The 21,569-nt window shown below is 46.4% G+C and carries 17 protein-coding genes and 1 riboswitch; of the genes, 14 read left to right on the top strand and 3 right to left on the bottom strand.

The annotated features are described in order from the left end of the window. Nucleotides 1-35 precede the first annotated feature (35 nt). From AC58VC_RS26630 to AC58VC_RS26620, 3 genes are all read left to right on the top strand, one after another. Nucleotides 36-1,739, top strand: a complete 1,704-nt coding sequence (locus AC58VC_RS26630; protein WP_497373035.1) for an extracellular solute-binding protein — start codon at nt 36-38, stop codon at nt 1,737-1,739. A 74-nt stretch (nt 1,740-1,813) separates the two neighbouring features. Next, nucleotides 1,814-2,704: an ABC transporter permease gene (locus tag AC58VC_RS26625; RefSeq protein ID WP_497373033.1), complete on the top strand. Its 891-nt coding sequence runs from the start codon at nt 1,814-1,816 to the stop codon at nt 2,702-2,704. A 17-nt stretch (nt 2,705-2,721) separates the two neighbouring features. Further along, nucleotides 2,722-3,606, top strand: a complete 885-nt coding sequence (locus AC58VC_RS26620; RefSeq protein WP_497373031.1) for a carbohydrate ABC transporter permease — start codon at nt 2,722-2,724, stop codon at nt 3,604-3,606. 85 nt (nt 3,607-3,691) lie between these two features. Here the strand turns inward: AC58VC_RS26620 and AC58VC_RS26615 are convergent, their stop codons facing one another. Further along, nucleotides 3,692-4,522 carry an AraC family transcriptional regulator gene (locus tag AC58VC_RS26615; protein WP_497373029.1) on the bottom strand — a complete coding sequence of 277 codons (831 nt, stop codon included), beginning with the start codon at nt 4,520-4,522 and terminating at the stop codon, nt 3,692-3,694. 133 nt (nt 4,523-4,655) lie between these two features. On the opposite strand from AC58VC_RS26615, the gene galA reads away from it, so the two are divergent. Next, nucleotides 4,656-7,028, top strand: a complete 2,373-nt coding sequence (galA, locus tag AC58VC_RS26610) for a beta-galactosidase GalA (RefSeq protein WP_497373027.1) — start codon at nt 4,656-4,658, stop codon at nt 7,026-7,028. 327 nt (nt 7,029-7,355) lie between these two features. After that, nucleotides 7,356-9,932: a discoidin domain-containing protein gene (locus tag AC58VC_RS26605; protein ID WP_497373025.1), complete on the top strand. Its 2,577-nt coding sequence runs from the start codon at nt 7,356-7,358 to the stop codon at nt 9,930-9,932. 87 nt (nt 9,933-10,019) lie between these two features. Here AC58VC_RS26605 and AC58VC_RS26600 read toward each other — a convergent pair whose 3' ends face one another. Next, on the bottom strand, nt 10,020-11,021 hold the full coding sequence (locus AC58VC_RS26600; RefSeq protein ID WP_497373023.1) for a LacI family DNA-binding transcriptional regulator: 1,002 nt from the start codon (nt 11,019-11,021) through the stop codon (nt 10,020-10,022). A 394-nt stretch (nt 11,022-11,415) separates the two neighbouring features. Between AC58VC_RS26600 and AC58VC_RS26595 the strand changes: the two genes are divergently transcribed. The 8 genes from AC58VC_RS26595 (at nt 11,416) to AC58VC_RS26560 (ending at nt 19,939) form a co-directional block, all read left to right on the top strand. After that, nucleotides 11,416-12,684: an ABC transporter substrate-binding protein gene (locus tag AC58VC_RS26595; protein ID WP_497373021.1), complete on the top strand. Its 1,269-nt coding sequence runs from the start codon at nt 11,416-11,418 to the stop codon at nt 12,682-12,684. 92 nt (nt 12,685-12,776) lie between these two features. Next, nucleotides 12,777-13,652 carry a carbohydrate ABC transporter permease gene (locus AC58VC_RS26590; RefSeq protein ID WP_497373019.1) on the top strand — a complete coding sequence of 292 codons (876 nt, stop codon included), beginning with the start codon at nt 12,777-12,779 and terminating at the stop codon, nt 13,650-13,652. Nucleotides 13,653-13,669: 17 nt separating this feature from the next. After that, on the top strand, nt 13,670-14,548 hold the full coding sequence (locus AC58VC_RS26585) for a carbohydrate ABC transporter permease (RefSeq protein WP_497373017.1): 879 nt from the start codon (nt 13,670-13,672) through the stop codon (nt 14,546-14,548). Nucleotides 14,549-14,602: 54 nt separating this feature from the next. After that, complete coding sequence (locus AC58VC_RS26580) at nt 14,603-17,218, top strand: GH116 family glycosyl-hydrolase (protein WP_497373015.1); 2,616 nt, start codon at nt 14,603-14,605, stop codon at nt 17,216-17,218. A gap of 22 nt (nt 17,219-17,240) precedes the next feature. After that, nucleotides 17,241-18,074: a nucleotidyltransferase domain-containing protein gene (locus tag AC58VC_RS26575; RefSeq protein ID WP_497373013.1), complete on the top strand. Its 834-nt coding sequence runs from the start codon at nt 17,241-17,243 to the stop codon at nt 18,072-18,074. Nucleotides 18,075-18,545: 471 nt separating this feature from the next. Beyond that, the gene (locus AC58VC_RS26570; RefSeq protein ID WP_497373011.1) at nt 18,546-18,686 is read left to right on the top strand and encodes a hypothetical protein; all 141 of its coding nucleotides are present in this window, start codon (nt 18,546-18,548) and stop codon (nt 18,684-18,686) included. 123 nt (nt 18,687-18,809) lie between these two features. Further along, nucleotides 18,810-19,358: a hypothetical protein gene (locus AC58VC_RS26565; protein ID WP_497373009.1), complete on the top strand. Its 549-nt coding sequence runs from the start codon at nt 18,810-18,812 to the stop codon at nt 19,356-19,358. 125 nt (nt 19,359-19,483) lie between these two features. Continuing rightward, nucleotides 19,484-19,939, top strand: coding sequence for a GNAT family N-acetyltransferase (locus tag AC58VC_RS26560; protein ID WP_497373304.1), 456 nt, complete (start codon nt 19,484-19,486; stop codon nt 19,937-19,939). Between the two features lie 52 nt (nt 19,940-19,991). Here the strand turns inward: AC58VC_RS26560 and AC58VC_RS26555 are convergent, their stop codons facing one another. Then, nucleotides 19,992-20,408: a GNAT family N-acetyltransferase gene (locus AC58VC_RS26555; protein ID WP_497373007.1), complete on the bottom strand. Its 417-nt coding sequence runs from the start codon at nt 20,406-20,408 to the stop codon at nt 19,992-19,994. Between the two features lie 92 nt (nt 20,409-20,500). Continuing rightward, a riboswitch (ZMP/ZTP riboswitch) is annotated at nt 20,501-20,579 on the top strand. A gap of 56 nt (nt 20,580-20,635) precedes the next feature. Here AC58VC_RS26555 and AC58VC_RS26550 point away from each other — a divergent pair. Next, entirely contained in the window at nt 20,636-21,487 is an 852-nt protein-coding gene (locus AC58VC_RS26550) for a bifunctional 5,10-methylenetetrahydrofolate dehydrogenase/5,10-methenyltetrahydrofolate cyclohydrolase (RefSeq protein ID WP_497373005.1), read from the top strand. Nucleotides 21,488-21,569 lie beyond the last annotated feature (82 nt).

Genomic DNA, 21,569 nt, shown 5'->3' with positions numbered 1-21,569 from the left:
TAGACAAATTCTATGAACGAAAGAAGGGGATTTATATGAGCAAGCCTAAAAAAAGCATGCTGCTTCTACTCGCAGGAATGCTAGTTGTCTTATCTGCCTGTTCGGAGGCCAACACGGCCAAGGAATCACCTAAAGCTTCAACAGGGGCTGCACAAACAGCAGCACAATCAGCGGCAGGTCCTTTCACTAAATCAGAGAAGCCGATTACGATTAAAATTGGTAAAGATGTCGACGCAGCGGATAAGAGCTTGCCTGCCGGAGATTCACCGGAGAGCAACCAATATACGCGCTACATCAAAGAAAACTTGAACATTGATACGAAGATTGTTTGGCAAGCGGCGAGCGGCAAGGATTACGATCAAAAAGTGAACTTATCCATTGCCAGCAATGATTTGCCGGATGCTGTTGTTGTGAAGGACACACAGTTCAGACAAATGGTGAAAAGCGGTCAGCTCGCGGATCTGACAGAGGTCTATAACAAATATGCCTCACCAGCGCTCAAAAGCATCATTGATAGTACGCAAGGTCTTGCGCTTAAATCTGTCACTGTTGATGGAAAAATGTATGCCCTTCCGAACGTAACGACCGAATCAGACATGGTTCATATGATGTGGATTCGCAAGGATTGGCTGGACAAGTTAGGCTTGCAGCCGCCGAAAACAATGGATGACCTGGAGAAGGTAGCCAAAGCCTTTGTCGAGCAAGATCCAGACGGGAATGGCAAAGCGGATACAATCGGGATTTCAGGCCCGCAATTGGGCGGCTTGTTGAATGCAGATTTTATCAATCCTAACAATAATAACTATGGCTTCGATCCGATTTTCGCTTCATTCCATTCCTACCCAGGATTTTGGTTAAAAGGTGCTGACGGCAAAACAACGTACGGCTCCCTTCAACCAGAAACGAAGCAAGCGCTCTCGAAGCTGCGTGATCTGTATGCCAAAGGTTTGATTGACAAGGAAATGACGATCCGTAAGGACGCGCAAGAGTTGATCAAAAATGGAACTTCCGGCATTTACTTCGGCCTATGGTGGGCTGGCGGATACGGTCCATTAGCGGATGCCATCAAAAACAATCCGAAGGCGAACTGGCAAGCCTACACGGCGCCTCTGGACGTGAATGGCGAATTTACGCCACACATGGGGAACCCGTCCAATCAATATCTTGTTGTTCGTAAAGGTTATGAGCATCCAGAAGCTGCTATTCAAATGGAAAACTTGTTGCTGCGTGACGAGTCCAAATTTGATGTTAAAGTGAACATTGGTAATTATCCATTACGTATTGTATTTGCTCCAATGGATGAGATGGACGTTACGTACAAAATGATGAAAGAAGTGCTTGCTGGCACGAAGAAACCGGAAGATTTGGATATCCCGGGCTACAAATTGCTGAAATCAGACGCGGAAAAAGTGAAAAAAGTAAAACTTGAGCCTTATGATAAATACGATATCCAGTACTGGGATCCAAACGCGGATTTAGGAACATGGAAACGGATGTATTCCACACTTGTAGGGATATCTGCGCTCCAGCAGCCGTATAAGAAAACCTACAGCGTAACGTATTCCCAGACGAAAACGATGGAAAGCAGATGGGCTGCGCTGGATAAATTAGAGAAAGAAACTTTCCTCAAAATTATTATGGGTGCTGCTCCGCTAGAATCCTTCGATAAGTTCGTCGAAGACTGGAAAAAGCAGGGTGGAGACCAAATTATTACGGAAATCGATGCAAACTTGAAATAGTCGATAGGAAAATAAGGCGTCAGACTACTCTGGCGCCTTTCACTTAACAACAATGAATGGAAGTGATTGATAGGATGGTTACGAAGGGTTTTGCCAAACATTACTATCTCATGCTTCTTCCTGGCTTTATATGGTTGACGCTGTTTAGTATCGTGCCTATGTTCGGCATTGTCATTGCTTTTCAGGATTTTAATCCAGGTTTAGGCATGTTTCATTCCGAATGGATCGGCTTGGAAAATTTCAAGTACATGTTTTCACTGAACGACAGTAAAACGGTGTTTTTCAATACCTTGTTTATCGCTGTTATGAAAATTATCGCGAATATGATTGTTCCGCTGATCTTCGCGTTACTGTTGAATGAATTGCGCATTGCTGTGTTGAAGAAATGGATTCAGACCATTGTTTATTTACCGCACTTTTTATCATGGGTTATTCTTTCAGGTATTTTGCTTGATATCTTGTCCTATAAAGGACCTGTAAACGGATTGTTGGGTTTCTTCGGGATCAGTCCAACCCTGTTTTTCGGGAAAGCGGAATTGTTCCCCTTTATCATCGTCGGAAGTGATGTTTGGAAGGAATTTGGCTTTAACACCATTATATTTTTGGCGGCTCTAACGGGAATTAACCCTTCCTTGTACGAAGCAGCAGCGATTGATGGCGCTACGCGCTGGCAGCGATTGCTTCATGTCACACTTCCCGGCATCATGACAACGGTCATTTTACTTTCAGTGCTTAGTCTAGGGAATGTCTTAAATGCTGGCTTTGACCAAATTTTCAACCTTTACAATCCTCTTGTGTATTCAAGCGGGGACATTATTGACACTTGGGTCTATCGGACAGGTCTATTGAATCTGCAGTATGGAGTGGCAACAGCAATGGGGCTTTTAAAATCCGTCATTAGTTTTGCGTTAATTACCACTTCCTATGTACTAGCCGCTAAGTTTGCAAATTATCGTATTTTTTAATATAAAGGAGCAGGATTATGGTCAGAGAAACAACAATAGGCTCCAAAGTGTTTGATCTTTTCCTAATCGTGCTGCTGGTTGGCATCGCTCTCTTGTGTGTGCTTCCGCTATGGTACACTTTGGCTGTTTCGTTAAGCGACAATGCAGCAGCGTCATCGGGGCAGGTCAGCTTTTGGCCGGTTGGATTTAACTTGAATTCCTATCATGAAATCATGGGCGACAGTAAATTCTTCAATTCCTTTTGGATTTCGATACAACGTGTAGTTCTGGGATCGAGCCTTAACTTTGTAGTTATCGTGCTGCTTGGTTATCCTTTATCCAAAAATGCAAAGGATTTGCCGTTTCGCAATGTGCTGATGTGGATCTTGGTGTTCACCATGTTATTTAACGGCGGTTTGATTCCTTGGTATCAAACGGTTAAATCTTTAGGGTTGATTAATAATATTTGGGCGCTAGTCCTTGGGAATAGTGTTCCGATCTTCAGTGTTATTCTTGTCATTAACTATTTCCGGAATTTGCCTAAGGAACTAGAGGAGGCAGCACTCGTCGATGGTGCAGGTCCTTGGTATATGCTTGTGAAAATATTCATTCCACTGGCCGTGCCTGTACTGGCGACCGTGACCTTGTTCAGTATCGTTTATCACTGGAATGAGTTCTTTAACGGTCTGGTGTTGATGTCGAATGCGGATCATTATCCGCTGCAGACCTACATTCAGCAGCTGGTCGTCATTGTGGATGCCAATACCATGACAGCCGAGCAAATTCAGAAGATGAGCGAGCTTTCGAATCAGACGTTGAATTCGGCCAAAATCTTTATTGCGATGATCCCGGTGCTTGTCATCTATCCATTCTTGCAGCGCTTTTTCATTCATGGGATTACGCTTGGTTCTGTGAAAGAGTAAGGAATTTGAACTGGCTTTGAGATTTACATAGAAAACGGCTGACTCTGTATAACCAGAGCAGCCGTTTTTGTGTTTCATAGGGGCATTAGCGAAGTTCATGCTGTTTTCGAAATTCTTTCGGTGTAATGCCCTCGATTTTCTTGAATACTTTAATAAAATAGCTGGGGCTTTCGAAGCCAACTTTTTTGGTAATCATCTGGATTTCCCACGCGGGGAATTGCTGAAGAAATTCTTTCGCTTTATGAATTCGAAAGCGGTTGATGTACTCAAATGGTCTTGTGCCGAGTGTTTGCTGAAAGAGGACACACATGTAGTGCGGCGTAACCGATAGGAGATTGGCTAAATCAATCAGTGTAAGCGGCTGGTCATAGGAGTTCTCGATATGGTCAATTACTGGCTTTAAATGCTCATATTGCTCTTGATTGGAGCGGGTATCCGAAGTGGACGTATACCTGAACAGATCGAGCAGCAAGCCGTAGAGGAGCTGAGATCCCTCGTAGCTTGAGCTGTATTTCCGGACGCTGAACATATGATTAATTTCATGGATACGGGACTCGAACACCTCGGGTTTCGTCATAAAAAGTACAGAAGACTCGCGAAATTGCATGGATTGGAGAATTTCCTCTGCGAAGGTGCCATTAAATTCTATCCACTGTACCGTCCAAGGCTCTGCGAGCGGGTAATAACGGTGCGGAACTCCTGGATACAACAGCATGCCTTGCCCTTTGGAAATGGTAAGGGACTTCCCGTCTATTTCTAGTATTCCTTGGCCATTCAGGCATTGAAACCATTGAAATTCCTTGTAGCCATCTTTTCGGAAAACCTGAGGCTGATGAGTCCAACTCCCAGTTGAGACCATATAGAGGGGCAATCGAAAGTCGATATCCGTTAATACGTTCCAGTAAGAAGGTTTCATCTGCACCACTCTCATTAAAATATTAATATTGTTATATTAACATAAATATCATCGGATTGTTGGCTAATAAATTAGAACTTATAATTATTAATAAAATTATATACAACATTAGAGTATAGAGAGAGGTTTAATAATGGATCATTTACAATCTAGGAGTAGAACGTGTTTTGACAGGGACTGGTTTTTCCACAAAGGTGACATAGCAGTGAAGTACGCTATTAAAGCGGGGATGACAGGCGGTATTACGGACTGTGGAAAGCGGGAAGAAGGCGAATGGCTTGAAATCGCTTATGCTGACAAAGAAACAGCCGAAGCGGCATTCCCGGAGAATTGGAGCAGAGTTCATATTCCTCATGATTGGATCGTTGAAGGGGATGTGGTGAACGATCCGGATTTGGGAAGTCGTCCAGCCAGCCATGGTTATCTGCCGATGGGGATCGGGTTTTACAGAAAAATGTTTGCCATACCGTCGCATGACGAAGGGAAAATCATCAGCATTCACTTTGATGGTGTTATGGGTGTAAGTACGGTCTGGTTAAACGGACATCTGCTAGGCACGCATGATAGTGGCTACACCAGCTTTCATTATGATGTTTCAGATGTCCTTCGATACGGAGAAGAAGGCAATAATGTCATCGTCGTAAAGGTGGACGCTACGCGGTGCGAAGGTTGGTGGTATGAAGGCGGCGGTATTTACCGGCATACGTGGCTGCAAAAAACCGACCGGCTGCATGTTGGCCACTGGGGAACATATGTCACTACGCCTGTCATAACAGAACAGACAGCGGAAGTTGTCATACGTACAGTTGTGCACAACCAATATGAGGAAGATCGGGTATGCGAGTTGACATCGACCATTGTGAATGCGGAAGGTGTGATGCTCGCTTCACAATCTGTTCAAGTTAGCGCACCTTGGCTGACTAAGCGGGAGACAGAGCAATCTATTTGGATATCAGATCCTAAGCTTTGGTCGCCTGAGCGTCCTTATCTGTATCGAGTAATTTCGGAAGTGTCCCTGGACGGCAGTCTCATGGATGTCTATGAAACAGTCTTTGGCATTCGCACCATTGAGTTTACGCGAGATGGATTCTTCCTGAACAGCAAGCCAGTGCTCATCAAAGGCACCTGTAATCATCAGGATTTCGCTGGCGTCGGGGTCGCCTTGCCAGATCGGCTAATTGCTTACAAGCTGGGGCTGTTGAAAGAAATGGGCTGCAATGCGTATCGGAGCGCTCATCATCCGCCAACACCGGAATTGCTTGACATGTGTGATCGACTGGGCTTACTGGTTATTGATGAGAATCGCCTCTTGGATAGCACGCTCAAAGGGATTGCTGATCTCGAAAGTTTGATATTACGGGATCGCAACCATCCTTCCATCATCATCTGGTGTATGGAAAACGAAGAGATTCTTGAAGGCAAGCGCATGGGAGCACGCATTCTTCGATCACTGCACAATGTCACTCGAAGACTGGATCCGACCAGGCCAACGCTCGCGGCTATGAATCACGGTTGGAATAACGGGACATACAGCGAGCAGGTAGATATCGTCGGATATAATTATGGTCAGCGCAAAAAACAAGATATATCGGATCATAAGTCCCACCCATCCCGAATCATGATCGGAAGTGAAAGCGCGAGCAGTACAACTACGCGAGGCATCTATGAAATAGATAAGGAAAGAGGATACTGCCCAGCGTATGAAGGGATCTACATGCCCTCATGGTCTTGTACGGTGGAGAAAGCTTGGAAAGATGTGCTTAAACACCGGTTTCTGACCGGCGTGTTCCTCTGGACAGGTTTCGACTATAGAGGGGAACCGACGCCATATAAATGGCCTTGCATCAATTCCCATTTTGGCGTTATGGACACGTGTGGTTTTCCGAAAGATGTTTATTATTATTTAAAATCCGTTTGGACGGAAGAGCCGATTGTTCATGTATTGCCGCATTGGAACTGGGCCGAAAAGGCTGGTAAACCTATTGATGTATGGGTCTATTCCAATGGAGATCATGTTGAGCTTACGCTGAATGGACGTAGTTTAGGTGTTAAGAGCATGGTCGAAGCCGGTCATTTGGCATGGTCAGTGCCTTACGAGTCTGGCGAGCTGATGGCTACGGCTTACAAAGACGGCGGCATATTCGCGGTAAAGCAGGTTCAAACCACGGGCGTCGCAGCCCATATTCATATGGAAGCGGACCGAACAGAGCTTCAAGCAGACGGGACAGACGTAGCTGTTATCTGTGTATCGATCCGCGACGAGCAAGGACGCGTTGTGCCTATCGCAGATAACGAGGTTGTTTTCACGGTGGAAGGGGCTGGAAGCCTACTCGGAGTTGGCAATGGAAACCCGAGCAGCCATGAGTCAGATAAGGCGAATAGACGCAGAGCTTTTAATGGCTATTGCCTGTTATTGGTTCAAAGCGCGGATGTTCCTGGGGAAATCGAAGTAACGGCGACTTCGATAGGCTTGCAAGCTGTGAAGCTCGCTTTGATGTCACGATAGAGAAACGGAGCGCCATTGTTCGCTCGCCATCGATTAGCGGGAAAAACTCCCGTTAATCTAAGGGGCGCTCCCGAAAGTTCAAAAAAACGGCTGTCCCGCGGTCGTCATTGGACGACTTGGATAGCCTCTCTTTTTCAATGCTCATCGTAAAAAAAGACATAGCAGTGGAAGTTCTGACAATGTAAGAGAACCTGATAAATAGTAAAATTTAGGAAGAGTCCATTGCAAATGAATGGTGATGGGGGACGGTCCCTCACGGCTTTCCAATCCAGAGGCACATGCGATCGAATATATTTTGAGGGAAATGTAAGGAGGTATTTCATCGGTATGCCTATCAACTATGCTTTAAAACGACCAGTAATTTGCAGCTCAGAGCACATGAATGGCGAAGGAAGATGTGCTGTGGATGGGGAAGCGGGCACTTGTTGGCAGCCACTAAGTGTCGATAGAAAAGAAGATAATAAGGTGTGGATAACGGTTGATTTGGAAAGTATCGTCACGTTTAACCACATTATTTTACAATTTGCCTCAGGCTTCATAAGTGCTTATCAGATCGTCTATTCAGAGGACAACCTTATTTGGCAAGAGGCTTACCGCAAAGATGCTTCCAAAGAAGAGATTGGGAGCACCAATGCCAGTATCTTTCCACGAGTTACAGCCAGATATGTCAAGCTTGAAGTGGAACTTTTCGACCCTGAACGCGATTTTCAATTACTTGATTTCGGTGTATATGCGATGCCGTTAATTCCGGAAGGACCTTTGTTAGCAAAAGTTTATGTAAGTGATGGTGAGGGAGATTCCTTTGAGCAAGGGAATACATTGTCGCTTGTAAAGGGAGGAAGTAGGCGACTTTCTGTTAAAGGAGTCATGACCGATGGGACGGTGGCAGATCTGACTCAAGCGGAGGTCATCAACACCAGCATGAATCCAGAGGTAGTCGCATGGGAGGAAGAAGGCACTATAACTGTGCTTAAACCAGGTATTGCTCAAGTTAAAAGCCGTGTTACTTTACAGGGGGTAACGCAAGAGATCAGTCTATTCGTTGACGCTCTCGATCCTACCAAACAGATAGCAGAAATATGGCTAACACATCCTTCCCTCGTGATGGAAATAGGCCAACCTGCTCTAATGACAGCGGGCAGTGAATTTCCCGTCCTGCACATCATGGCTAGTGAACGAATGTCTGTGAAGACTACATGGATAGATGACTTAACAGGCGAGACCGTTACCCAATTACCGGAACAAGAAGTTGATGCGCATACGGAGTGTACATTGACATTCCCAGGTTATGTATCTCAAGCGGCGCACTATCAATGGCGTGTTGAGCTTCAAGTGAACGGTAAGGTTGTAGGTTACGATGCTTTTTATTTCACAATTTTAGCTCCTACGGCATCTAAAGAAGGCCAGAGCCAAATCGTTTACCTGAGTGAGACTGGTAAGCTTGCCTACGTGCCTGATTATAAGGGGAATCGAGTCATCGACTTTTCAAACGCTGGTTATGGCGGAGGCGGTGTTCCATTGCCGGATGTGCCGACACTCATCACAATTGAACCTGTCGAAGGCGACAATACGGCGCATATCCAAGATGCGATTGATCGCATCTCGGCGTTGCAGCTTTCTCCGGAAGGCTTCCGAGGGGCTGTTCTTCTGAAGAAAGGCGCGTACCCAGTCGGTGGACAGCTGCATATTCGTGCAAGCGGAGTCGTATTGCGGGGAGAAGGCGCAGACGAAGATGGCACACTGCTGTATGCGACAGGGACGGAGAAGCGGAGTGTGATCGACATTCAGGGGGCAACGGCTCCTGAGCTGTTAACAGAGACGTCAACGACTATAACGGATCTCTACGTACCGTCAGGCTCGCGCAGCATCCATGTCGAGGATGCATCCCGTTTTCGTCCCGGTGATACCGTGAAGGTGCTGCGATACGGAAATGAACGTTGGATTCATGCCATTGGGATGGATTCAATTAGAAAAAGGCCTGTAGCAGGTGGGACCGTGCAGTGGTCGCCTTTTGAACTAGCCTTCGACAGGGTGATCACGTTTATTGAGGGCAATAGTATAACACTCGACGCTCCTATTGCTAATGCCATTGAGAAACAGTGGGGGTCAGGAGCGATCGTCAAATATGAAGATACAGGCCGGATTGAACAGATCGGTGTGGAACATTTGCGAATTGATGTGACCTACGACCCGAGTATCACGGAAACGAGAATTGATGGCAATGAGGGAAGCGCCACCTACTTGGCCGATGAAAATCACGCAATCACAGGTGTTTATATGGACCGCGTTAAGCATGCTTGGGTCCGCGGTATTGTTGGCCTCCATCTACAGCATGCGCTCGTGCAAGTTGAACGCGATACCAAATGGACGACCATTCAAGATTGCACTGTATCCAATTTTATAAGCGTTATAACTGGCGGACGCCGTTATTCGTTTCATCTTGTTGGTGAGTTGACATTGGTTCAACGTGTTTATTCGGAAGCAGCTAGACATGCTTTCACGGTTGATTCGCGTGTGGCGGGTCCGAATGTGTTCCTCGATTGCGAATCCAAACAGGATTATAACACCAGCGAGCCGCATCATCGATGGTCGGTGGGCTGTTTGTATGACAATGTGAATGGCCGCATCCACATTCAAGATCGGGCTTGGTTGGGCAGCGGTCATGGATGGGCCGGGGCTAATTATGTCACTTGGAATACCAGCAATGAGCTTGTTTCCCAACAACCGCCAACTGCGCAAAATTATGCGATTGGACATGTGGGGAAGAGAGGGAAGGCTCTGCTGCCTAATTCCTATGATCCTAGACCACGGAATGAAGCCTATTGGGATAGCTTTGGCACACATGTAACGCCACGCAGCTTATATGTACAACAATTACACGACCGCCTTGGCGCCGAGGCATAGAACTACCGTATCAGGTTTATAAATAAGAGGCTGTCTCTCGGTCATTTCTGACTTATGAGACAGCCTTTTCGTTATCTCATCAACTAGTTAGTCAGTATACAACATAACGGACTCCCCTTGCAGGACATGATGGTCAATCAACGTCTCGGCCGGCACTTCATCATCGTTAATGCGGCGAATTAACAGATCAGCGAGCTTCGTACCGATTTCGTTCACATTATAATCCACCGTCGTCAGGGAGGGATTAATATACTTCAGAAACTCAATATTATCGAAGCCCATCAGGCCGACTTGGTCAGGCACGCGGATTTTACGTGCTTTGAGCCATTTCAGAACCTCCAGAGCGTACACATCGCTGGAGCAGAGGATGGCGCATTTGCTGTCGATTGTATCCATCAATGTTTCTAATTCAGTCAAATATTGCTTGTGTGCGATGACGTTAAACCGCATGTCTGGAATCTCCGCACAGGCTTCGATAAAGCCTTGATAGCGCTGTTCGGGCACGTAAATATTCTCTTTGCCTTTGCGCATTAACGGAGGGCTTAAATAGATAAGATGACGGTAGCCCTGGTCGGCAAGATACGCAACAGAATCACAGATCGCCTGCTTATCGTTAATCCAAATGTAGGGGAACGGACCGGATAGCCGGTTGCCGAACGTTACAATCGGTGTGCGCGAGCGAAGGAGGAAGGACTCGAACTTCTTGTTGTCATTCGCCGGCAGCAGGGCAATCCCATCGACACGTCGATCAAACAAGTTGTTGATGTATTCCATTTCGAGCTCCTTATCCCGATTGGAAAGCACCAGATAAACGATATAACCTCGTTTCCGAGCTTCAGCCTCGAAGGCATGGAAAAGTTGGGAGAAAATTTGGTTGTGAATGTCGAATAACACAATGCCAAGTGTTTTTGTGTGTCCTTTTACAAGACTCTGCGCTAAGAAATGCGGCCGGTAGCCTAGCTCCTCAGCGACGCGCATAATCTTATCTCGCGTATCCGGGTGGATACCGGGACGGTTGTTCAACGCGCGATCGACGGTCCCTCGGGTAACGCCGCACAATTCGGCGATTTGTTTGCTAGTAACGTTCATAGGATGGACCTCCGTGAAAAGGCTCTAGTGGTCTAATCGTAGCTTAACTCAGCGTATAGGTCAATACCCGTGCTCGTGAACGTAAAGGGGATGCGTGATTATAGGCATTAGGAACGAATTTTTATTTAAAGCGTTTACAAAACAAAACTTATTTGTTAAGATGAGTTCGTTCACGTGCACGATGCAGGTGAGTGGAGCTCCAATGCAAGATTAGCCGAAGCGGGGGACGCCTTTTATCGGCACAGTTGCTTTGTTGCAAATTTTTTTAGCCTTAACCGTGCACGTGCACGGAGATGGCATCGGACCATGGCTCACAACGTAGAAAGGCAGCAGGCCGCACCGGGCATGTGATTACGGGAGCGCGGCGTCACATTCTGTTAAGGATGGTGTCTGTATGAAAAAGGTTTGGGTCATCTTATTAATTTTTGCGCTCGGATGGTCACTAGTCGCATGTAGTTCCGATTCTACAACAACCTCTTCGAAATCAAGCAAAGCCGAATTAACGTTAGTTTGGAGTAAAAATGAAGCCTCTGATGAGCAATTAACGAATATTTTAGCTGAATTTAATAAGCAAAACCCCGATATCACCGTCAAAAGGGTGGAGGTAGTCAGCAGCGGTTGGGCAGATTACTTCAATAAGATCCAGACGATGATTGCCGGTGGCAAATCGCCTGACGTCATTCGCGTTGCAATCGAAGGCATTCAAATGTTTGCGAAGCAGGATTTGCTTCTCCCGCTCGATACCTACATGAAAGCGGATCCGGCTGCACTGGATAATTACAGTGATTTGCATCCAAAACTTCAGTCGCCTTTTGTCATCGACAAGAAAACGTATGGCTTTGTATGGGACTGGAACAATGTCGTGATGCATTTTAACACGGATATGCTCAAACAAGCTGGCTTGACTATGCCGAATAAAAGCTGGACGAAGGACGATTTTCTCCAATATGCGCAGAAGTTAACCACGGAAAAAGACGGCAAGAAGCAATACGGATTTGCGATTCCAAATTATTATTTCGGAGCTTCCGCCTGGTTGTTCAACAATAGCGCAAGTGTTCTGAATGACGAGATGACAACGAGTAAATTGGACGATCCGAACGCCATCGAGTTGATGCAATTTTTCCAGGATCTCATTTATAAATATAAAGTTGCGCCAGTTCCAGGGCCGAAGGATGATCAAATTCAGATGCTAATGAATGGTCAGGTGGCTATGATTTCTGCAGGGAAATGGCCATTTGGCACGTATGACAAAAATAAGTTCACGAATATCGATGTGCAGTTCTTACCGACTTTCAAGACGAACAAAGTGATCTTTGGTTCCGGGGCGTTCCCTGTACTCAAATCGACCAAATATCCGGAAGCCGCCTATAAGCTTTCAGCTTTCCTGAGCGGTGTGTACTCACAGAAAACAACGCTTTCCAATACTTCCATTCCTACACGTATTTCTGTCATGAACGAAGTATTGCCGAAAACACCAGCTCAGAATTGGAAGGTGTACGCAGAAAGCGCAGATATCGCGAAAGCGGTAGAAGCGCCTATGCAATATGGTGAAATACAAGGCGTATTCGACCGTCACGTATCGGAGATTCTGTCTAATCAATCCGATGCGGCGACAGCTATGAAAAAAGCGAAACAAGAAATCGACGCTATCCTGAAAAAATGACGCCGAATCGCTGGCAGTCCATCCGGCGATCCGCAGGGGTCGCCTGGCTGCACGGTTCATGAAAGGAGTCTAGCGTGGGAACCTATCGCAAGATGTCTAATACATTTGTCGGCCTGTTATTTCTGGCGCCAGCCTTGCTATTTTTTGTACTTTTTATTGGCGAACCGGTTGTGGCTACTCTTTATTTAAGCTTTACGAAATACAACGTCATTACGCCGGCCAAATGGATCGGTTTTGACAATATCAAACATTTATTCTCAGATGATCGCCTATGGCTAACGTATGGAAATACGCTTAAGTATGTACTGATTTTAACCCCAATGCACGCGATTCTCGGTCTATTGATTGCTCTAGCGGTGAATAGGAATATCGGCAAAGGGTGGAAATATTTGTACCGTACGATTTTCTATTTCCCCGTACTCGCGACTTCTGCTGCGGTTGCGGTCGCCTGGCAGTTCATTTTCAGCAAAGATTTCGGTATATTGAATTACTTGTTAGGTAAATTTGGTGTCAGTCCAATTGCTTGGATGCAATCTCCCCATTGGGTATACGTGGCTGTAGCGATATATAGCTTTTGGAAATTTATCGGCAATGCCTTCCTTTATTACTTAATTGGACTTCAAAGCATACCTGCTGCACTATATGAAGCGGCTGAAATTGATGGAGCGAATAAGACACAACGCTTTTTCTCCATCACGCTGCCAATGCTCTCGCCAACCATTTTCTTTGTCTTAGTGACTACTCTGATTGGTGCGACCCAAATTTTTGATGAGCCGTACCTCATTACGTCTGGTGGACCAGGAGACGCTTCTCGTTCAGTGAATATGTATATTTATGAAGTGGCGTTCCAGCATCATGAGATGGGATACGCGTCTACACTTTCGCTCAGTCTGTTCTTAATCATTCTGTGTGTTACGGTCTTTCAATTTTCCATTAGTAAGAAATGGGTCAACTATGACCGGGATTAAAAGAGGAGTTGATACAAGTGGAGGCTTCCAATCTTCACGCAGCAGGGACTGGGACTAAAACGGGCGCCATGCGGGGATTTAAGCCGGGACGTATTCTATTAGATGGCGTGCTGCTGCTCTTATCTTTTCTCATGCTGACCCCATTCCTATGGATATTCTCCACCTCGCTGCGCTTGCCAAAAGATTCGTTTTCGCTGCCACCTGCCATCTTTCCGACAGCATGGCACATTGGCAATTATGCGGAGGTGTTTGCGAAGGTACCGTTTTTCGATTTTATTTCCAACAGCATGAAAATTTGCTTGATCATCGTGCTCGGGCATATCTTCATCTCCAGCATGGCGGCTTTTGCCTTTTCTCGTATCGCTTTTCCGGGACGCAACGCGCTATTTCTCATTTTTCTTTCCGGACTGATGATTCCGGGACAAGTAACGATCATCCCGCAGTTTATTCTGATGTCGAAGCTGGGTCTCGTTGACACGCATCTAGCACTTATTTTGCCAGGGCTTATTAATCCGTTCGGCATTTTCATGATTCGGCAGACGATGATGTCGATATCTAGCGCTTATGATGAAGCTGCCTATATGGATGGAGCCAGCCGTATCTGGGTGTTTCTTAAGGTCATTCTTCCGATGTCCTATCCAGCCGTGGCCGTCACTTCGGTTATTAGCTTCATTGGGCATTGGAATGATTTCTTCCGGCCGCTGATTTTTCTGAATTCATTTGAGAAAATGACGCTGCCGATTGGTATGACGGCATTAACCGGAGCATTTGGCACCGGGAACCTTTCAGCGATCCTGGCAGGGGTAACATTGTCGCTCATCGTGCCGCTGCTTTTTTACATTTTCGGACAAAAATATTTGCTCGATGGCATTACGGCCGGTGGACTTAAAGTGTAAATGAACACAAGAATTTATGTTTGAAAATCATGAGGAGTTTGAGGAGGCCGTCTTATGAGTACGAATCAGTCAAATGAACAGTTTGGTATGGAGAAAAATTTTGTGTATCAAGGTGCCAAAACGAGTCAAATCTCGTTTCCGCTTGGTGGTATTGGGACGGGCAGCATCGGTCTGGCCGGGAATGGACGGCTGATCGATTGGGAGATTTTCAATCGTCCGAATAAGCTGAGCTTTAACGGATTCTCCTTTTTCGCTGTAAAAGCGGAGCGTCAAGGCGAGGTGATCCTGACCAAAGTATTGAACGGGGATCTGCAGGCTCCTTATACCGGCGAAGGAAAAGGGAAATTTGAAGGCTACGGCTACGGCCCTAGACGTGAGAATATGTCTGGATTCCCACATTTTAAGAATACGTCATTTCGTGGTGAATTTCCGTTCGCGGAGATGACGTTCGATGATCAAGATGATCCCATCCATGTCAAGTTAACAGCCTTCAATCCGTTTATACCGCTGAACGATCGGGATTCGTCGATCCCGTGTGCCATTTTCGAATATGAAGTAACGAACCGCTCTACGGATGAATTAGATCTCAGTGTGGTAGGTAACTTGACGAACCCTCTTCGCAAAGGAGCTATTAACGAAGCTACGGAGGTAGAGGGACGAAGAGCGATTCGGATGTCCTCCCTGCATTACAAAGAAGATGAAGCTGACTTCGGGGATTTGACGCTGCTTGCCGATCATGATGACGTCAGTTATCAATCGTATTGGTTCCGTGGAAGCTGGTTCGATAATTTGACCGTATTCTGGAAAGATTTTGGCCGCCCAGGCCGCTTTCAGGAGCGGAATTATGAAGCGTCCAGTGAGCTGGATCCGAGAAGAGTGCATGAAAAACACCAAGATGTCGGCTTGCTGAGTGGGCACCGTACGGTACCTCCAGGCGGTAAAGCAACGTTTCGTTTCATCCTAACATGGAGTTTTCCGAATTATGTTAACTTCTGGAATCCAGGCGGCGATCAACTACCTTCATGGAAAAATTATTATTCAACGTTATTTCAGGATTCTACTGGTACGGCTAAATACGTGATGACTAACTACGAGCGATTGCATGCGGAGTCGCGAATGTTTAAGGATACGTTATTCGGGTCAACACTGCCTGATACAGTTGTTGATGCCATTAGCAGCAATATTTCTATTTTAAAATCTCCTACTGTGCTGCGTTTAACGGATGGGACCTTGTACGGGTTTGAGGGTGTACATACCAATGAAGGTTCGTGCGAAGGCTCTTGCACACACGTATGGAATTACGAGCAAGCGACGGCTTTCCTGTTCCCGGCTCTAGCACGTTCAATGCGGAAGATCGATTATACCTATGCCCAGTTTGAAAATGGGAAAATGGCGTTCCGCCTCATGCTGCCACCGGAACGGACAACTCGCGATAACAAGTTCAGAGCCGCTGCCGATGGTCAAATGGGCGGTATCATTAAGTCATATCGCGAATGGAAAGTGTCCGGCGATACAGAGTGGCTGCGATCTCTGTGGCCTAACATTCGCAAAGCGCTTGAGTTTGCCTGGGAGCCAACCAACGAAGACCAGTGGGATGCCGACAAGGACGGCGTCATGGAAGGGCGGCAGCACCATACGCTCGATATGGAGCTGTTCGGCCCGAATTCCTGGCTGACTAGCATGTACTTGGCTGCTTTGAAGGCAGCAGCCGAGATGGCTAATGCGCTAGGGGAGCCAGATACAGCGGCAGAGTACGATGCGATCAGGCTTAAAGGTTCGACATGGACGAATGAGCATTTGTTTAATGGGCGTTATTTTCATCAAATGGTTGATCTCAAAGATCGTGCTGTGCTCGAAAAGTATGGTGCGGAAACCGTGTACTGGAATGAAGAGGCCGGAGAGCATAAATACCAAATTGGTGAGGGCTGCGGCATTGATCAGGTGCTCGGGCAGTGGTTTGCTCATCTGGTTGGCATAGGGTACGTACTTGATTCTGAGAAAGTTAAGCGTGCGGTTCAATCCATTTATGAGAACAATTTCATTGAAAATTTAGGCGACCATCCGAATGCTTGCCGTATTTATGGGTTAAATGACGAGTCCGGTCTCGTCATCTGCTCTTGGCCGGATGCGAACTCTCCAATTGTGCCTGTCCCCTACGCGGAAGAGTGCATGAATGGCTTCGAATATCAAGCTGCATGCCATATGATTTATGAGGGATATGTAACGGAAGGGCTGCGTGTGGTGAAGGCGATTCGCGACCGGTATGACGGTGAACGCCGTAATCCGTGGAATGAATTCGAATGCGGCAGCAATTATGCACGCTCGATGGCTTCCTTCGGATTACTGCTTGCGCTAAGCGGTTTTGAGTATGATATGGTCCAAGGACATATTGGCTTTAGTCCGAAATGGCAGGAAGACGAATTCAGCAGTTTCTGGAGCTTAAATGACGGTTGGGGCGAGTTCCGCAGCACGGCGGGACAGCTGGAGCTGGAGGTTAAGATGGGTAAACTCGCGCTATCCAGTTTCGGCAGCGAATTGTTGAAAGGGCGCGAGATTCAAAGCGTCTTGCTTGGAGGAGACGAGGTGGCCGTAGTCTGTTCAGAAGGGAAAGTATTATTTAAAGAAAAGATCACCCTTGAACCGCAAACGACCCTTATCGTAAAGTTTTAGTATCAAGGTGGGTGATTAGTCTATGGAAGCCAATGAAGTCATACAAACGGCTGTAGAGCAGCTACAAAAAGTAGAAGGAATCGCTGCTATTGTATTAGGCGGTTCACGTGCCTGCGGCACCGAAACACCGGAGTCAGATATTGACATCGGCGTGTACTATCGGCCTGAGCAGCCGATCGACCTTGCAGCTTTGGAGAAAGCTGCGGAGTTATTGGATGACCAGCACCGCAGCGGTCTTATCACGACTATAGGCGGTTGGGGGCCGTGGATCAATGGCGGCGGCTGGCTTAGCAGCGGCGGCTTTCCCTTGGATGTGCTGTATCGGGATGCCGCGAGAGTGTCAGGCATCATCGAGGATTGCCGGCAGGGACGGATCGATATCCACTATCAGCCGGGGCATCCGCATGGCTTCTGCACATCGATCTACATGGGAGAAGTCGCGCGCTGCCGGCCGCTCTGGGATCCGGAGGGCCTCGTCGCTGAAATGAAGGCGAATACATCTCCGTATCCGGATGCGCTGCGGCAAGCGACTATCTCGAAATTCATGTGGGAAGCCGATTTCTCTGTAGCTAACGCTAAGAAAGCTTTGGGACGTAATGATGTTTCGTACGCAGCAGGGCATCTATTTCGAACCGCAAGCTGCTTGGTTCAAGTGTTGTTCGCGTGCAATGGGCAGTATTTGCTGAACGAGAAAGGGGCTGTCGCTCAGTGTAGCCATTTTGCAGCGGCCCCTGCTGATTTCGAGAGGCGAATCCAGGAGGGATTCGCTTGCATGACTGCCGATCGAGCGGATTTAACGAGGGCGATTGCTTCTTTTGCGGCGCTTGTTGGTGAGGTTCAGGCGATTGCTGTCTAGGGAGACAGGGCCTGAAGCCCGCGCGATCGTCACCCGAGAAGCCATCGATCGATCGTTCTCCCGCAAGGATAAGTAGTATTGGGGAACTACAGTCCTTTATTTCTTTGACAAGGCACATTTTCTGCCTGCAAGGGGAACTACGGTCCGCTATTTTGCCAAATTTACGTGAAAACTGTGACATGAAGGACGAATAAGGTCCTGTAGATCCCCTCCGCGAGGAGGTAGTTTGTTTTCATCGGAATAGAGGACTCCAGTTCCCTTAGCATCGTCATTGGGCTACGCGGAGCGCCTGCAGCGATGAAAAACATCGCTGGGAGGCAATAGCACGAGCGAGCGCGTGCTTTTCGCAGCCGCAACGATGAAAAACATCGTTGCAGCTGGTATTAGGCTACGCGGAGCGCCCTGCAGCGATGAAAAACATCGCTGGGAGGCAATAGCACGAGCGAGCGCGTGCTTTTCGCAGCCGCAACGATGAAAAGCATCGTTGCAGCTGGTATTAGGCTATGCGGAGCGCCTGCAGCGATGAAAAACATCGCTGGGAGGCAAGAGCGCGAGCGAGCGCGTGCTTTTCGCAGCCGCAACGATGAAAAGCATCGTTGCAGCTGGCACTAGGCTACGCGGAGCGCCTGCAGCGACGTTGCTTTTCAGCCATCGCTCAATCATGGTAAACTCAGTAAAGGATCCTGGAAATTATTCTAGGGTCCTTTTAAATTTCAAGAAGCGGCGGGTGAAGGTTTGGATAACGCTAAATTTAACGAAGATTGGGAAGCGAATGAAATCATTATGAATCTTGCAAAGGAAGCGCTGGCAAAGGGATCACCTCCGCATGAAGTACGCGAGCTTGTGCTTCAGTCGAATGCTTTTAGAGAATGGAATTCCATGGAAAGATGCTTCGCTGTTGAATATCATGAGATATTTATATACACGGATTTACTCGGGGAGATAACGTTCAAACTTTACGATAATAACATTAGGGAAATTGCTACAGCAACAATGACAGGATTAAAAATAAATAAAGAAGCGTACAGTTGGAAGCATGAGTACGACAGATCATTTGATCAAATTGGGGTAAGAATAACGCCGGTCGAATTAGGAGTAAGCATTGGTTTGTTTTGCAAAAATATGAATTTGGCACAACCACTAGGTGTATTGGAATTTCTAGGTTTAATTACGAATAACGCAAGCTCGTTATTAAACTTAGAACTAGAGATTCTGGGGGACTTATCCAGTAAACAAAGTGAAGTCACACAATGGATAGAGGAGTTCATGAATGCACATTTATGAGGAACTGTATAAAGTAACAAATTTTATCGTTCTCATCACAAAAAGGTTTTGACCTTAGGCAAATTCATGTAAAATATAACGTAGAATTAGAGAGTAATCATAAGGAGAGATTCAGAATGACTGTTTTGGACATTAAAATTGATGATTTAACCGGTCCTGAGGTACAAACATTAATCCTTGAACATCTGAAAGGGATGTCAGAGCTTTCACCACCAGAGAGCATGCATGCCCTGAATATTGATGGGCTTAAATCACCGAAAGTCACATTTTGGAGTGCATGGGATCAAGGTCAATTAGCTGGATGCGGCGCAATGAAAGAACTTGACTCCGGACACGGTGAGATAAAATCCATGCGCACTTCGTCAGCCCATCTAAGAAAAGGGGTTGCCAAGCAGCTTCTAGAACACATCATTGGGGAAGCCAAGCAACGTGGCTATCAGCGAATAAGTCTGGAAACAGGCTCCATGGAAGCCTTTGAACCTGCAAGAAGACTTTATGAAAACTTCGGGTTTGAATATTGTCTGCCGTTTTCGGATTACACCGATGACCCGCTTAGTTCATTTATGACATTAAAACTATAAAAAAAAGGCTGCTGGACCAACAGGTCTAGACAGCCCTTTTCTATTTGATCGCCTAAGGCGTTTTCGAATAAACGAAAAATCCGCTTCTTTTTTCCCAACCCGCTGCCGTCCAGAAAGAATGGCCAAGATCATTATTTTCGAGCACAAAAATATGACATTTCTCAATGCCTATTTCTCTTAACTGAGCCAAACTCATCTCTACGAGCCGATGTCCAATCCTTTGTTTGCGGTTTTCCGGATTAACAGCTAGGTGATAGATAAACCCTCTTCTGCCATCATGCCCCGCTAAAATAGTTCCAACGATCCTTTTATCCGCTTCGCAGACGAAACAAAATCCTTTATTTCGATGCAGATAGCTCTCGATATTAGGTTTGGAATCTGCCTCACTTAATACAAGACCTTCAATCTGACTCCACAGTAAAAAGGCTTGTTCATAATCTTCGATTGTCATTTCTCGAATCGTCGACATAGATAAATTCTCCTTAGGATGTACATGTTTTATTCCATCCTATCATACGCATTGAAATCTATGTCATTAATTGTTATGATGAATTCATAGAAGCAACTGTGTGTGACTGGCGGAACATGGGTAACCATGAGGGAGCACATAGATAATCAGCCGTACGCCTGGGCAGAGGTAAGGGGATATCCCCTTACCTCTTTGCGTTTCCAATTTACTCAAAAGGGATGATTAACATGTCAGCAGAAACATTAATCTTGGATGGTAATCGAGTCGCAGACGCCATGAAGGAATCGTTGTTCAGCAGAGTAGAAAATTTGGCCGAAAAAGGAATCGTCCCTTGTTTAGCGACTGTGCTAGTCGGTGATGATCCTGCGTCAGCAACCTACGTACGGATGAAAGGAAATGCTTGCAAGCGACTCGGTATTCAATCTATTCGTGTTGTTCTTCCTGAGGACACGACTACGGAGGAGTTAATTGCGGCAATTAACAAGCTTAATGATGATGATAGCGTGCATGGTATCTTGCTGCAGCACCCAGTCCCGAAACAGATCGATGAAAGGGCAGCTTTTGAGGCGATTCATATTGATAAAGATGTCGATGGAGTGACTACATTGGGATTTGCTCAGAATGCTTTCGGATTTGCTGAGTTCCCTTCCTGCACGCCGGCGGCGATAATTGGAATTTTAGACTATTATAAAATTCCTGTTGAAGGTAAACATGCGGTTGTCATTGGAAGAAGTCCAATCCTCGGCAAACCTGTTTCTTTGATGCTGCTAAATAAGAATGCAACAGTTACGACCTGCCACTCGAAAACAGCGAATTTGGCCGATATCGTACGCTTAGGAGATATTATCGTGGCTGCAGTGGGGAAGCCGCAATTTGTTCAGGGTGATTGGCTGAAACCAGGCGCAATTGTTTTGGATGCAGGCTACAATCCTGGCAACATCGGGGATGTTGACTATGAGGCTTGTAGGAAGGTGGCTTCGGCCATTACACCGGTTCCAGCCGGGGTCGGTCCAGTGACCATAGCAACTTTACTCAAACATACGGTCGATGCTGCTGAGAAATTAGCAAGTAAACGATAAGATAACAGCGGCGTCCCAGACTTTTGTAAACAACATATTTTCGCCAACAACTGGTCATACTAGGGGATCTAGAGTGAAGAGG

The organism is Paenibacillus sp. J22R67 (assembly GCF_059692175.1).
This window is presented reverse-complemented; position numbering and strand designations above follow the sequence as displayed.